At 71.6% G+C, this 13953-nt stretch carries 13 protein-coding genes; 7 read left to right on the forward strand and 6 right to left on the reverse strand.

The window, feature by feature from the left end:
- Positions 1-10 precede the first annotated feature (10 nt).
- Both AC07RM_RS28930 and AC07RM_RS28935 read left to right on the forward strand, forming a co-directional pair.
- On the forward strand, positions 11-751 hold the full coding sequence (locus tag AC07RM_RS28930) for a LytR/AlgR family response regulator transcription factor (RefSeq protein WP_057592325.1): 741 nt from the start codon (positions 11-13) through the stop codon (positions 749-751).
- Positions 748-2025 carry an AI-2E family transporter gene (locus tag AC07RM_RS28935; RefSeq protein WP_495336738.1) on the forward strand — a complete coding sequence of 426 codons (1278 nt, stop codon included), beginning with the start codon at positions 748-750 and terminating at the stop codon, positions 2023-2025. Before AC07RM_RS28930 ends, AC07RM_RS28935 begins: the two co-directional genes overlap by 4 nt.
- A 6-nt stretch (positions 2026-2031) precedes the next feature.
- Here the strand turns inward: AC07RM_RS28935 and AC07RM_RS28940 are convergent, their stop codons facing one another.
- Positions 2032-2523, reverse strand: coding sequence for a winged helix-turn-helix transcriptional regulator (locus tag AC07RM_RS28940; RefSeq protein WP_208507507.1), 492 nt, complete (start codon positions 2521-2523; stop codon positions 2032-2034).
- A gap of 210 nt (positions 2524-2733) precedes the next feature.
- Between AC07RM_RS28940 and AC07RM_RS28945 the strand changes: the two genes are divergently transcribed.
- The 3 genes from AC07RM_RS28945 to AC07RM_RS28955 are packed head-to-tail and all read left to right on the forward strand — an operon-like array spanning position 2734 to position 5415.
- Positions 2734-3687, forward strand: coding sequence for a nitrilase family protein (locus AC07RM_RS28945; RefSeq protein WP_495336739.1), 954 nt, complete (start codon positions 2734-2736; stop codon positions 3685-3687).
- Positions 3684-5021, forward strand: a complete 1338-nt coding sequence (locus AC07RM_RS28950; protein ID WP_495336740.1) for an amidase — start codon at positions 3684-3686, stop codon at positions 5019-5021. The genes AC07RM_RS28945 and AC07RM_RS28950 overlap by 4 nt, the downstream gene beginning before the upstream one ends.
- Position 5022: 1 nt before the next feature.
- Positions 5023-5415: a tautomerase gene (locus AC07RM_RS28955; RefSeq protein ID WP_495336741.1), complete on the forward strand. Its 393-nt coding sequence runs from the start codon at positions 5023-5025 to the stop codon at positions 5413-5415.
- Positions 5416-5421: 6 nt separating this feature from the next.
- Here the strand turns inward: AC07RM_RS28955 and AC07RM_RS28960 are convergent, their stop codons facing one another.
- Positions 5422-6666: an MFS transporter gene (locus tag AC07RM_RS28960; RefSeq protein WP_495336742.1), complete on the reverse strand. Its 1245-nt coding sequence runs from the start codon at positions 6664-6666 to the stop codon at positions 5422-5424.
- Complete coding sequence (locus tag AC07RM_RS28965) at positions 6666-7196, reverse strand: GNAT family N-acetyltransferase (RefSeq protein WP_398498202.1); 531 nt, start codon at positions 7194-7196, stop codon at positions 6666-6668. Before AC07RM_RS28965 ends, AC07RM_RS28960 begins: the two co-directional genes overlap by 1 nt.
- A 48-nt stretch (positions 7197-7244) precedes the next feature.
- On the opposite strand from AC07RM_RS28965, the gene AC07RM_RS28970 reads away from it, so the two are divergent.
- Positions 7245-8210 carry a LysR family transcriptional regulator gene (locus AC07RM_RS28970; protein ID WP_495336743.1) on the forward strand — a complete coding sequence of 322 codons (966 nt, stop codon included), beginning with the start codon at positions 7245-7247 and terminating at the stop codon, positions 8208-8210.
- A gap of 15 nt (positions 8211-8225) precedes the next feature.
- Here the strand turns inward: AC07RM_RS28970 and AC07RM_RS28975 are convergent, their stop codons facing one another.
- The 3 genes from AC07RM_RS28975 to ppc all read right to left on the reverse strand — a co-directional run bounded on the left by AC07RM_RS28975 (position 8226) and on the right by ppc (position 12922).
- Complete coding sequence (locus tag AC07RM_RS28975) at positions 8226-9449, reverse strand: MFS transporter (RefSeq protein WP_208507499.1); 1224 nt, start codon at positions 9447-9449, stop codon at positions 8226-8228.
- Between the two features lie 211 nt (positions 9450-9660).
- Positions 9661-10065 (reverse strand): GFA family protein, encoded by a 405-nt coding sequence (locus tag AC07RM_RS28980; protein WP_495336744.1) that lies wholly within the window; start codon positions 10063-10065, stop codon positions 9661-9663.
- Positions 10066-10075: 10 nt separating this feature from the next.
- Complete coding sequence (gene ppc / locus AC07RM_RS28985; RefSeq protein ID WP_093348623.1) at positions 10076-12922, reverse strand: phosphoenolpyruvate carboxylase; 2847 nt, start codon at positions 12920-12922, stop codon at positions 10076-10078.
- A gap of 95 nt (positions 12923-13017) precedes the next feature.
- Between ppc and hemC the strand changes: the two genes are divergently transcribed.
- Positions 13018-13944, forward strand: a complete 927-nt coding sequence (hemC, locus tag AC07RM_RS28990; protein ID WP_495336745.1) for a hydroxymethylbilane synthase — start codon at positions 13018-13020, stop codon at positions 13942-13944.
- Positions 13945-13953 lie beyond the last annotated feature (9 nt).

Below are 13953 nucleotides of genomic sequence, written 5' to 3' on the forward strand. Positions count from 1 at the left end.
GGGGACATGAATGAGCCTGAGGACATTGATCGTCGACGATGAAGCGCTGGCCCGCTCGCGGCTGCGCACCCTGCTGCGCGACTGCAGCGCGCCCGCGGCCGAGGTGGTGGCCGAGGCCGCGCAGGGCGCCGAGGCGCAGGCGCAGCTGGCGTCGATGAAGCTCGACGTGGTGCTGCTCGACGTGCACATGCCCGGCATCGACGGCATCGAGGTGGCGCGCGCGCTGCGCGAGCGCGCCGACGCGCCGGCCGTGGTGTTCGTGACCGCCCATGCGGCGCATGCCGTCACCGCCTTCGAGCTCGACGCGGTCGACTACCTCACCAAGCCCGTGCGCGCCGAGCGGCTGCAGCAGGCGCTGCAGAAGGCCGAGCGCTATCTCAAGGAGCGTGCCAGCGACAAGGTGGCGCAGGAGAGCGTGCTGATCCAGGACCGCGGCCGCGCCGAACGCGTGCCGCTGGCGGAGATCGTCTACCTGAAGTCTGAGTACAAGTACCTCACGGTGCGCACGGCCGCGCGCAGCCACATCCTCGACGGCTCGCTCAACGATTTCGAGGAGCGCTATCCCCAGCGCTTCCTGCGCGTGCACCGCAATGCGCTGGTGGCGCGCAGCGCGATCCGCGCGCTCGAGCGCTACGATGATGGCGAGGACGCCGAGGGCTGGGCGCTGCGCCTGTCGACCGTGCCCGAGCTGGTCGCGGTATCGCGCCGGCAGCTGGCGGCGGTGCGCGAGGTCATCAAGGACGCACGATGAACGACAAGGCGAGCGACGACGACGCCCCGCGGCCGCCGCCCGCGCAGGAGGAGGTGCCCGCGCCCGAGCTGGCCCCGGTGCCCGAGGAGCCGGTGACGGCCGCCGCCGTTCCCGCGCCCGCGCTGCGCCCCGAGCCGCCGCCCGCGCCGAAGTCCGAGGCCGACGCGGAGCGCGACCTGCCGGTGCTGCGCGTGCCGGTCGACGTGCGCAGCTTCTCGCTGGTGGTGCTCGCGGTGCTGGCCAGCGTGTTCGCGCTGCAGTGGGCGCAGTCGGTGTTCATCCCGCTGATGCTGAGCCTGCTGCTGAGCTATGCGCTGTCGCCGCTGGTCGACCGGCTCGAGCGCTGGTGGCTGCCGCGCTGGATCGGTGCCGCCGTCATCCTGCTCGGCCTGTGCGGCGCCATCGGCTGGACCGGCTATTCGCTCTCGGGCAGCGCCTCGTCCCTGCTCGATTCACTGCCGGCCGCGGCGCAGAAGCTGCGCCAGGCCACGCGCACCGACAAGAGCACCGGCGGCACGCTCGACAGCGTGCAGCAGGCGGCCTCGCAGCTCGAGCGCGCGGCCGAAGAGAACTCGCGCGCGCTGGCACGCCGCGGCGTTGCGCGCGTGGTGATCGAGCGGCCGCCGTTCAACGTGCGCGACTACCTCTGGACCGGCACCGTCGGCCTGCTCGGCGCGGCCGGACAGCTCACGCTGGTGGCCTTCCTCACCTACTTCGCGCTCTGTTCGGGCTCCACCTTCCGGCGCAAGCTGATCAAGATCTCGGGCTCCAGCCTCGAGAAGAAGAAGATCACCGTGCACGTGCTCGACGACATCACGCGCAACATCGAGCGCTACCTGCTGGTGCAGATCTTCACCAGCGTGCTCGTGGGCGTCGCCACCGGCCTGGCCTTCTGGGCCCTCGGGCTGCAGAACGCGGCCGTGTGGGGCATCGTGGCCGGGGTCACCAACCTCATCCCCTACATCGGCTCGGTGATCGTGCTCTCGGCCGCGGGCCTGGTGGCCTTCCTGCAGTTCAATACCCTCGAGATGGGCATCCTGGTGGCCGGCACCTCGCTGCTGATCCACACCCTGGTCGGCAACCTGCTGATGCCCTGGCTCACCAGCCGCACCAGCCGCATGAACCCGGTCGCGGTGTTCGTCGGCGTGATCTTCTGGGGCTGGCTCTGGGGCGTCTGGGGGTTGCTGCTCGGCATCCCGATCACCATGGTGATCAAGGCCATCTGCGACCGGGTCGAGGACCTGCAGCCGATCGGCGAATTGCTGGGCGAGTAGGGCGGCTCAGCCCGCCGACTTGAAGGCCGGCCGGCCGCCCGGCGCCGGCTTCTCGGGCAGCTTCTTCACGAAGGTCGCCGCCGGCGCCAGCGGCTTCCCGTCGTGCGTGCGTAGATCGATGCGCTTCACCGGCTTGCCGCTCTCGCGCTCGACCAGCACCGAGTGCGGCTCGCCCTTGGCATAGAGATGCTGCTCGCCCCAGTGGCGCAGCCCCACCACCACCGGAAAAAGCCCCTCGCCCCTGGGCGTCAGCAGGTACTCCTGGTAGAGCGAGCCGTCGGAGGCCGGCGCCTGGCTCAGCACGCCTTCGTTCACCAGGTTCTTGAGGCGGTCCGCGAGGATGTTCTTCGCCACGCCCAGGCTCTGCTGGAACTCGCCGAAGCGCTTCATGCCGTCGAAGGCGTCGCGCACGATCAGCAGCGACCAGCGGTCGCCCAGGATGTCGAGCGTGCGCGCCATGGGACAGGCGTCTTCCTTGAGGCTTTTGCGGCGGGCCATGGCGATGCGTTGCGGGTGGATGTGGTTGCAGGATTAAACCATCTCGGCGATGGCCGTATGGGCGCTGTCGCAAGACCTTGCGGCGCGGCGGGGCTGTCCGGTCTATCAGGTTGCAAATAAAAACTGATCTGCCTACGATCAATCAGGTTTCAAATAAAAACCAGATAACCGATTCGATCACTCCCTTTGCCAGCGCGCAGAAAGCCATCCATGACCGCTTCATCCGATACGCAACCGTCCCCCGCCGCCGACATCGTCCGCGGCGCCGATGCCGTTCCCGGCCTGCGCGCCAGTCCCGTGCGCGTGGCCGTGGTCCAGTTCGACCCGCAGGTCGGCGTGGAGAACCTCGCGCGCAACAGCGCGGCGATCTACCAGCGGCTCGATGCCGCGGTCGCCAACGGCGCGCAGCTGGTGGTGCTGCCCGAGCTCGCGACCACCGGCTACTGCTTCAGTGGCCGCGCCGAGGCCTATGCCCATGCCGAGCCCGTGCCCGGCGGTGCCGCGGTGCAGGGCTGGGTGTCGTATGCGGCGCAGCACGGCATCTACATCGTCGGCTGCCTGGTCGAGCAGGACGGGTTGCAGCTGTTCGACACCGCGGTGCTGGTCGGGCCCGAGGGCTACATCGGTCGCTATCGCAAGACCCACCTGTGGAACAACGAGAAGCTGTGGTTCACGCCCGGCGACGAGGGTTATCCGGTGTTCGAGACGAAGATCGGCCGCATCGGCCTGCTGGTGTGCTGGGACATCTGGTTTCCCGAGGTGCCGCGCATCCTCGCGCAGCTGGGCGCCGACATCGTCTGCGCGCCCACCAACTGGGTCTGGACGCCGCCGCCGCTGTATGACGCCAGCGGCACCTGCATGGCGGCCTACCTCACGATGACGGCGGCCCATGCCAACGGCATCTTCATCGCGACGGCCGACCGCATCGGCACCGAGCGCGGCGCGGGCTTCATGGGCAACTCGCTGATCGCGGGCACCAACGGCTGGCCGATCGGCCGCATCGCGGGGCCCGACGAGGACACCATCCTCCATGCCGACGTCGACATCGGCGCGGCGCGCTCGGCACCGATCTGGACGCCGCTCAACGACCTGCACCGCGACCGCCGCACCGACCTCTACGACCCGCTGCTCGGCTACGTCGGTGCACGGGCGCTGCCGCGATGAGCGAGACCTTCGGCTTCTTCGCGCGGCAGACGATCGCCGCGCTCGCGAACGACCTGCGCGCGGGCCGCCGCACCTCGGCGCAGTTGATCGAGGCCTCGCTGGCCGAGATCGAGTCTCGGAACCCGCGCCTCAATGCCTTCGTGCGCGTGGATGCGCAGGGCGCGCGCGCCGCCGCGCTGCGTGCCGACGACGAGCTGCGGCAAGGCATCGACCGCGGCCCGCTGCACGGCATGCCGGTGGCGATCAAGGACCTGATCGACATCGCGGGCCAGCCCACCACGCAGGGCTCGGCGCTGTACCTCGAGCACGTGGCGCGCGACGACGCGGCCTGCGTGCGGCAGTTGCGCGCGGCCGGCGCGGTGCCGGTCGGCAAGACCACGCTGCACGAGTTCGCCTACGGCGCCACCGGCGACCGCTCGGTGCAGGGCGCGGCGCGCAATCCGCATGCGCCCGCGCGCATGTCGGGCGGCAGCAGCGGCGGCAGCGCGGTCGCGGTGGCCGCGGGCATGGTGCCGCTGGCGCTCGGCACCGACACCGCGGGGTCGGTGCGCGTGCCGGCGGCGCTGTGCGGCGTGGCGGGCTTCAAGCCGGCCTGGGGCGCGATCTCGTGCGAGGGCGTGCGGCCGCTGGCCGCGTCGCTCGACCACGTGGGGCTGTTCGCGCGCAACGCCGAGGACGTGGCGCTGGCCTATGGCTGCCTGGCGCCACTCGATGCGGCCGTGGCGCCCGCGGCGCGCATCGGCTGGATCGTTCCTTCGCTGCTCGCGCGCACCGATCCGCGCATCGCGCGCGCCGTGCGCGAGCGCCTCGGTGTCGCCGGCCTGCCGGTCGACGAGGTGGACCTGCCCGCGCAGTTGCCGCAGGCGCACGAACTGTTCGAGATCTTCTCCACGCTGCAGGCCAGCGAGGCCTTCGCGGTGCATGCGGAGGACGTGGCGCGCGGCGCCGGGGCCATCGATGCCGAGGTGCTGCAGCGCCTGCGCCGCGGCGAGGCGATCCCGGCCTGGCGCTATGTGCGCGCGCTCGCGCAGCGCGAGGCCGTGGCGCGCACCGTGGCCGACCTGCTGCGGCGGCACGAGGTGCTGGCGCTGCCGACCGTGCCGATGCTGGCGCCCACCATCGGCGAAAGAATGCCCCGCATTGACGGCGCGGCCGTCGAGGTGCGCGCCGCGCTGCTGTCGCTCACGAGCCCGTGGAACCTGGTCGGGCTGCCCGCGATCAGCGTGCCCGTGGGTCGCATCGACGGCCTGCCGATCGCGCTGCAACTGGTGGCCGCGGCCGGCAGGGAGGCCGCGCTGCTCCGCCTCGCCTCCACCCTCGAAGGAGTCGCCTGAAATGCCCTATCTGCAACTCGACGTGAACGGCCGCCATGCGGCCACCGACAAGCAGCGGCTCGCGCAGCGCCTCTGCGAGACCTATGCCGCGATGATGAGCGTGGACATCCGGCGCATCAGCGTCGCGGTGCGCGAGGCGGGCGAGGGCGGCGTGTGGCGCATGGTCGATGGCGAGCCGGTGGAAGTGTCGGTGCTGATGTGCGACATCCGGCGCGGCCGTTCGGCCGAGCTGCGGCTCGCGGTCGCGAAGGCGCTGTGCCGCGACTGCGCGGAGATCCTGGGGCTGCGCGAGGACCGGCTCAACGTCGAGTTCACCCAGCATGCGGGCGACGAGATGTACCACCCGACACTGGGCGGCTACAGCCCGGAGTGGGCGCAGGGCGAGGGCGACTGAGGGCGCTCAGCGCGGTGGCCTGGCCAGCCGCGCGAAGCGCGCGATCATCAGCGGCCCGAGCAGTGCGCCGAGCCCGACCGTGGTCCATGCGGCGACCCAGCTGTGGGTGCTGCCCACGCCGAAGCGTGCCTGGCCCCAGTCGAGCGCGAGGCCGAACACCCAGGGGCTGATCGCGCCCGCACCGAAGCCCATCACCGAGCGCACCGAATAGGCCACGCCCAGGCGATGCGGCGCCACCACGTCGGCCAGCGCGGTCGAGTAGACCGAGGAGTCGGCGATGGCGAACAGGTTGTAGAGCGCGGCGGCCGCCGCCAGCAGCCACAGCGGCCAGCTCCACATCCAGCCGAAGGCGAAGGACATGCACAGGCTCGCGAGGGTGGCGACCATCATCACGTGCGCGCGGCCCCAGCGGTCGGAAGCGGCACCGCCCGCGATGCTGCCGAACACGCTGACCAGGTGCGCCAGCGCCGCGAGCGCGATGCCCGCGCCCTTCCACGCCGCCGGCACATCGCCCGACGCGGCCACGAGGTAGGCGGGCAGCCAGGCCCACAGCGCCATCAGCTCCCAGCAGTGGAAGGCATAGGCCCAGTTGCCGGCCATCGCGGGCTTGTCGCGCACGGTCTCGGCCAGTGCGCGCAGCGTGCTTTCGCGCGCGGCTTGCGGCGGTGCCGTGGGCAGTCGCATGCGGCGCAGTGCCGGCACGGTGAGCAGCGCGCCCACCGCGGTGCACAGCGCGGCCGCGATCAGGCCATGGCGCCAGTGCGCGAGGCTTGCGAGCGCGGCCACCACCGCGAGCGAGAGCGCATAGCCGAGCGACGAGGCGCCGAGGAACAGCCCCATCGCGCGGCCGCGCACGGCGGGTTCGGCATTGCGCGCGAGCAGCTGCAGCCCCGGCGTGTACGAGGCACCGGCGCACAGCCCCGCGAGCCCGTACAGCAGCAGCGCCGAGCGATGGCCGCTCGCGAACAGCGCGAAGCCCAGCGCCGCGACCGCGCTGACCGCGCTGCCGAGCAGGAACACGCGGTGCGCGCCGAAGCGGTCCGCGAGCAGGCCCACGGCGAACAGCGAACTCATGTAGCCCACGTGCCAGGCGCTCTGGATCGAGCCGGCCTGCGCGGCGCTCATCTGCCAGTCGACCATGGTGAAGGGCAGCACGCCGGCATAGGCCGTGACGATCATGGCCTGCAGCAGCCGGCTCGCGCAGAGCATCGCGAGCCAGCCCGGCGCGGGCGTGGAGACCGGGCCCGCCATCAGGCCAGAGCGCGTTGCATCAGCACGGTGTCGACCCAGCGGCCGAACTTGAAGCCCACGTCGCGCAGCACGCCGACCCGTTCGAAGCCCAGGCTCTCGTGCAGCCGCGTCGAGCCCGCGTTGCCGCTGTGGCCGACCACCGCGACCATCTGGCGCAGGCCCTGCGCGGCGCAGCGCTCGATCAGCGCCGCGAGCAGCGCCTTGCCGATGCCGCGGCCGTGTTCGCCCTGCGCGACGTAGATCGAATCCTCGACCGTGTGGCGGTAGGCGGAGCGCGCGCGGTAGGCGCCGGCATAGGCATAGCCGACCACGCGGCCCTCGCGCAGCGCGACCAGGTAGGGCAGGCCGAGGCGCAGCACCTCGAGGCGGCGCGACAGCATCTGCGCCACGGTCGGCACCTGCTCCTCGAAGGAGCAGAGGTCGTGCAGCACGTAGTGGCTGTAGATGGCCTGGATCTGGTCCAGGTGCTGGGGCTCGGCGTCGGCGATCTCGAACGCGGCGGAAGAGGGAGAAGGGTCGGAAGAAGGCATGGCGCGATCTTGACGCGCGGTGTTCGATAAATGAAGCTTCGATCACCTATGCAAGCCATGAGAAAAACTTTGGACAAGCCGCTGCAGCGCTCGCTCAACCTCGACCAGCTGCGCGCCTTCGGCCTGGTGGTCGAGACCGGAAGCTTCTCGGCCGCGGCCGAGCGCCTGGGCCTGAGCCAGCCCGCGGTGAGCCTGCAGGTGCGCCAGCTCGAGCGCCGCCTCGCGGTGCGGCTGGTGGAGCGCGTGGGCCGGCGCGCGCGGGCCACGGCTGCCGGCAGCGAGCTGCTGCGCCATGCGCAGCACATCGATGCGGCGGTCGAGAACGCGATCGAGGCGCTGGCCGACCATGCGAGCGCGGTCGCGGGCCGCGTGCGGCTGGGCACCGGCGCCACCGCCTGCCTGCACCTGCTGCCGCCGCTGCTGCGCGCGCTGCGCGAGCAGTACCCGGCGCTCAGCGTGGTGGTGAGCACCGGCAACACCGACGACTGCGTGCGCAAGGTGGAGGAGAACAGCATCGACCTCGCGCTCGTCACCTTGCCGGCCGCGGGGCGTTCGCTCGAGGTGACGCCGGTGCTCGACGACGACTTCGTGGCCATCGGCCGCGCCGACCTCGCGCCGCTGAAGGCGCGCGTGGGGCCGGCCGACCTGGCGCCGCTGCCGCTGGTGCTGTTCGAACCCGCGGCCAACACGCGCCGGCTGGTCGACCGCTGGTTCGCGGCCGAGGGGCTGCAGCCGCAGCCGGTGATGGAGCTCGGCAGCGTCGAGGCGATGAAGGAGATGGTGGCGGCGGGGCTGGGCTACGCCATCGTGCCGGGCATGGCGATGCGCGGGCGCGGTGCCCATCCCGAGCTGAAGATCAGCCGGCTGGTGCCGCCCATGTCGCGCACTTTGGCGATCGTGCTGCGGCGCGACAAGCCGGTGGGCAAGGGCCTGCGCGTGGTGCTCGATGCGATCGCGCGGGCGGGGGCCGAAGGCAAACGGCCGGGAGCGCCACGCAGGCGTCCCGGCCGTTGAAGGGAAGGCTGCCGCTCAGGCCGCCACGGCGGCGCTGCGCGCGCGGCCCAGCGTGACCACGATCAGCGCCGCGACCAGCACCAGCCCGCCGCTCATCACCATGGTGCTCGAGATGCCCCAGCCGTCGACCACGCGGCCGCCGAGCAGCGCGCCCGAGGCGATCGCCACCTGGAAGCCGCTGACCAGCAGCGCCTGGCCGGCCTCGGGCGCGTCGGGCACGGCCTCGAGCATCCAGCCGGTGAGCGCCACCGGGATCAGGCCGAAGGCCACGCCCCAGATCACGACCACCACCGCGCCGGCCACCATGCCGGTGCCGAGCAGCGTCGACAGGATCAGCGCCGTGGCCAGCAGCAGCGCAGCCAGCAGGGTGGTGCCGCGGACGCTGCGCGCCACCATGCTGCCGCCGAGGAAGGTACCGAAGAAGCCCACGGCGCCGTAGACCAGCAGCAGCGTGGTCACGCCGTTGGGGTCGAGGCCGAAGACCTGCTGCAGCAGCGGCTTGAGGTAGGTGTAGGCGGCGAAGTGGCCGGCGATGAAGAACAGCACCGCGAGCAGGCCGACCTGGGCCATGCGGCGCGTCAGCGGGATCAGCAGGTCGCGCGCGCCGATGGCGCGTGCCGAGGGCAGCGGCGGCAGCAGCCACAGCTGCACCAGCAGCACGGCCCCGGCCAGCGCGCCGGTGGCGGCGAAGGAGGCGCGCCAGCCGAAGGTGGTGCCGAGGAAGGCACCGGCCGGCACGCCGAGCACGGTGGCGGCCGACACGCCGGCCAGCACCAGCGACATCGCGCGCGCCTGCTGGGCCGGTGGCACCAGTTGCGTGGCGGCCGGCGGCGCGAAGGTCCAGAAGCCGCCCACGCACAGGCCGAGGATCAGCCGCGCGATCAGCATGGTGGCGAAGTTGGGCGCGAAGGCCGCGAGCAGGTTCGAGGCGATCAGCGCCACGGTGAGGCCGATCAGCAGGGTGCGGCGATCGAGCCGGCCCGAGGCCACGATCAGGCCCGGTCCCGCGAAGGCCGCGAGGATGCCGGGCATGGTGATCATCAGGCCCGCGGTGCCGTTCGAGACGTTGAGGGTGCTGGCGATGTCGGTGAGCAGGCCGATCGGCATGAACTCGGTCGAGACCATGGCGAAGGAACCGACCGAGAGCGAGCCGACCGCGAGCCAGGTCGAGCGCGAGGTCTTCGCGGAATCGGGCGGCAGCGCGTCGATGCAGGGGGCGCCGCTGGGTGCGTTCATCATGGGAAGGAAGTCCGGTGGGCATCGGCCGGCACGGCGGTCGATGCTTGTTGCAAAGGGCTTCGCAGTGTGGTCGCCGGGGCGCCCGCGACAAAGGGGGCGCGCGGCAGTTGTCAGTTTCCCCAGGGCGAACAATCGAGGGGTTTGCGTGCTTTCGGCTGCACGCAGGCGCCCGGGAGCGGCGCCTTGCCGTCCATCGACGGCAAGGGCGCGCTCAGGGCTTGGGCGGCGCGGCCTCGGCGAACGAGGGAATGTCCTCGCCGCAGGCCATCCACGGCACGTCGTGCGAGCGCCAGATGTGCTGGCTGGGCCGCACGCCCGGATCGTCGTCGAGCGAGCCCACGCGCAGGATCACCTGCGGCTGGGCCACCCACTCGGCCACGAGGTGGCTGCCGCAGCGGCGGCAGAAGTGGCGCAGCTTGCCGGGCGTCGACTCGAAGGCCGCGAGCGCGTCGTCCTGGCCGCGCAGCCAGCGGAAGTCGGCGCGGTCCACGCGGGCCGTGCTCGCGAAGGCGGCCGCATGCGCCTTGCGGCAGGTCCGGCAGTGGCAGTGGCCGATCGGGCCCGCAAGCTTCGTGGCCTCGTAGGCCACGGCGCCGCAGAGACAGGAGCCTTGCATGCGCGCCTCCTCAGCCGGTGTTGCGCAGGCCGGCGGCCACGCCGTTGATCGAGATGTGGATGCCGCGCTGCAGCCGCTCGCCGCCGTCGCCCGCGCGGTAGCGCCGCATCAGCTCCACCTGCAGGTGGTGCAGCGGGTCGATGTAGGGGAAGCGGTGGCGCACCGAGCGCTGCATCTCGGCATTGCCCTCGAGCCGCTGCTTGGCGCCGGTGATCAGCGTGAGCGCGTCCGAGGTGCGGTGCCATTCGGCATCGATCATCGAGAACACCTTCTGGCGCAGCTTGCGGTCGCTCACCAGTTCGGCATAGCGCGAGGCCAGCGCGAGGTCGCTCTTGGCGAGCACCATGTCCATGTTCGACAGCAGCGTGCGGAAGAAGGGCCACTGCGCGTACATGCGCTGCAGCAGCGCCTGGCGTTCCTTGCGGCCCGCGGCATTGCCGGCGGCCGCGAGGAACTGCTCCACGCCCGCGCCGAAGCCGAACCAGCCCGGGATGGTGAGGCGGCACTGGCCCCAGCTGAAGCTCCAGGGCACGGCGCGCAGGTCGTCGATCTTGTGGCTGGGGTTGCGCGAGGCGGGGCGCGAGCCGATGTTGAGCTCGGCGATCTCGCGGATCGGCGTGGCGCTGAAGAAGTACTCGCCGAAGCCCGGGGTCTCGTAGACCAGCTTGCGGTAGGCGGCCATGCTCGCGCTCGAGAGTTCGCCGGCCGCCGACAGGAAGGTGGCGGGCGCCGACTTGCCCTGCGGCAGCAGCGTGGCCTCGAGCGTGGCGGCCACCAGGGTCTCGAGGTTGCGCCGGCCGATCTCGCGGTTGGCGTACTTCGAGCCGATGACCTCGCCCTGCTCGGTCAGGCGGATCTGGCCGCGCACCGTGCCCGGGGGCTGCGCGAGGATCGCCTGGTAGCTCGGGCCGCCGCCGCGTCCCACCGTGCCGCCACGGCCATGGAACATGCGCAGGCGGATGGGGTTGGCCTTCTTCTTGTTGAGTTCGTCGAACAGCGCCACCAGCGCGATGCCGGCGCGGTAGAGCTCCCAATTGCTCGTGAAGATGCCGCCGTCCTTGTTGCTGTCGCTGTAGCCGAGCATCACGTCCTGCTCGGCGCCCGAGCGCTCGATCAGCGCCTGGATGTTCGGCAGCGCATAGAAGGCGCGCACGATCGGCGCGGCATTGCGCAGGTCCTCGATGGTCTCGAACAGCGGCACCACGATCAGGTCGCAGGTGGCGTCCTTGTCCATCGCGCCGCGCAGCAGGCCCACTTCCTTCTGCAGCAGCAGCGCCTCGAGCAGGTCGCTCACGGTCTCGGTGTGGCTGATGATGTAGTGGCGGATCGCCGCGTTGCCGTAGCGCGCGCGGGCCACGCGCGCGGCCGCGAAGATCGCGAGCTCGCTGCGGGCGAGCGGCGAGTAGTCGGCATCGGGCACGCGCAGCGGGCGCGCGTCGTCGAGCAGCTTGAGCAGCAGCGTCTGCTTGGCCTCCTCGGCCAGCGAGGCATAGGCGGGTTCGATGCGCGCGGTGGCCAGCAGCTCGGCGATCACGGCCTCGTGCTTGTCGGAGCTCTGGCGCAGGTCGACCGTGGCGAGATGGAAGCCGAACACCTCGACCGCGCGGATCAGCGGCTTCAGGCGCGGCGCGGCCAGCAGGCTGCTGTGCTTCTCGCCGAGCGAGTCGTCGATGGTGCGCAGGTCGGCCAGGAACTCCTCGGCCGAGGCGTAGGGGTTCTGCGGCGCCACCGCGTGGCGCGCGGCCTCGCCGCCCGTGAGCTCGCGCAGCGTGGCCGCGAGCCGCGAGTACACGCCGGTCAGCGCGCGGCGGTAGGGCTCGTCCTTGCGGTGCTCGCTGGTGTCGGGCGAACGCTCGGCCAGCGCCTGCATCTCGACCGACACGTCGATCAGGGTGGCCGACAGCGAGAGCTCGCCGCCCAGGTAGTGCACCTCGGTGAGGTAGTGGCGCAGTGCCAGTTCGGCCTGGCGGCGCAGCGCGTACTCGAGGGTCTCGGCCGTCACGTTGGGATTGCCGTCGCGGTCGCCGCCGATCCACTGGCCCATGCGCAGGAAGGTCGCGACCGAGGGCGTCTGGCCGCCCTGCGCCAGCGCCTTCTCGAGGTCGGCATAGACGCGCGGGATCTCGCGCAGGAAGGTGGCCTCGTAGTAGCTCAGCGCGTTCTCGATCTCGTCGGCCACGGTGAGCTTGGAGAAGCGCAGCAGGCGCGTCTGCCACAGCTGCGTGACGCGGATGCGGATCTGCGCCTCGTTGTCGGCGAATTCGAGCGGCGACAGCGCGTCGGTGCCGCCGGCATAGGCCTGCTGGCGCAGGCGGATCTCGTCGCGCGTGGTCAGCAGCTGCGCGATGGCGCGCTCGGCGTCGAGGATGCTCTTGCGCTGCACCTCGGTCGGGTGCGCGGTGAGCACCGGCGACAGGTAGCTGTGGGCCAGCGTGGCCACGATCTCGTCGGGCTTCACGCCGGCCTTGCGGATGCGCGCCAGCGCGGTCTGCAGGTCGCCGTCGGCGCTCTCGCCGGCGCGTTCGGCCTCGGTGCGGCGGCGGATCAGGTGGCGGTCTTCGGCCAGGTTGGCCAGGTGGCTGAAGTAGCTGAAGGCGCGGATCACGCGCACCGTCTCGGCCGCGGTCAGGCTCTTGAGCAGGTTCTTCAGCGCGCGGTCGGCGGCCTGATCGGCATCGCGGCGGAAGGCCACCGACAGCGTGCGGATCTTCTCCACCAGTTCATAGCTCTCCTTGCCCTCCTGCTCCCGGATCACGTCGCCGAGGATGCGGCCCAGCAGGCGGATGTCGTCGATCAGCGGCTGGTCTTCGGCTTGCCTGCGCTTCGGTGGGGCGGCAGGGGTCTTGCTGGCTTTCATTCGATGGTGTTCCTGGAGACTTGGAGTGCTGTTGGAATGGAGCGTCGCCGCCGTTGCTGCGGCGCAACATGCTAGCATCCCGCCGGTTTCTGTTCATGTACTTTTCGGGGGCGGTTTTGAGCAATATCGTGATTGCCACGCGCGAAAGCCGGCTGGCCTTGTGGCAAGCCGAGCACGTGCAAACGCTGTTGCAAGAAAAAGGCCATTCGGTCCGCCTGCTGGGCATGACCACGCGCGGCGACCAGATCCTCGACCGCACCCTGAGCAAGGTCGGCGGCAAGGGCCTGTTCGTGAAGGAGCTCGAGCTCGCGCTCGAGGAAGGGCGCGCCGACATCGCGGTCCATTCGCTCAAGGACGTGCCGATGGAGCTGCCCGAGGGCTTCGTGCTGGCCTGCGTGCTCGAGCGCGATGACCCGCGCGACGCGCTGGTGTCGCCGCGCTACGCCTCGCTCGACGAACTGCCGCAGGGCGCCGTGGTCGGCACCTCGAGCCTGCGCCGCGTGATGCTGCTGCGCGCGCGCCGGCCCGACCTGCGCATCGAACCGCTGCGCGGCAACCTCGACACCCGGCTGCGCAAGCTCGACGAGGGCCAGTACGACGCCATCGTGCTCGCCGCCGCGGGCCTCAAGCGCCTGGGTCTCGAGGACCGCATCCGCATCGCCTTCGAGCCCGAGACCATGCTGCCGGCCGCGGGCCAGGGCGCGCTGGGCATCGAGGTGCGCGCCGACCGCGCCGACTTGATCGCATTGCTGGCACCGCTGTCGCACCGCGGCGACTGGCTCGCCACCGCCGCCGAGCGCGCCGTGAGCCGCGCGATGGGCGGCAGCTGCTCGATGCCGCTGGCCGCGCATGCGCGCTGGCAACCCGACGGCAGCCTGCGCATCGACGCCGCCTGGGGCGACCCCGAGGGCGCCGAGCCGATGCTGCAGGTGAGCGCGCGCGCCGAGGCCGGCGATCACGCGCAGGCCGATGCGCTCGGGTTGCACGCGGCCTCGCTGCTGCGCGACGCGGGCGCCCACTGAAACGCGTGG

It is taken from the genome of Variovorax sp. GW821-FHT09B05, from assembly GCF_059418265.1.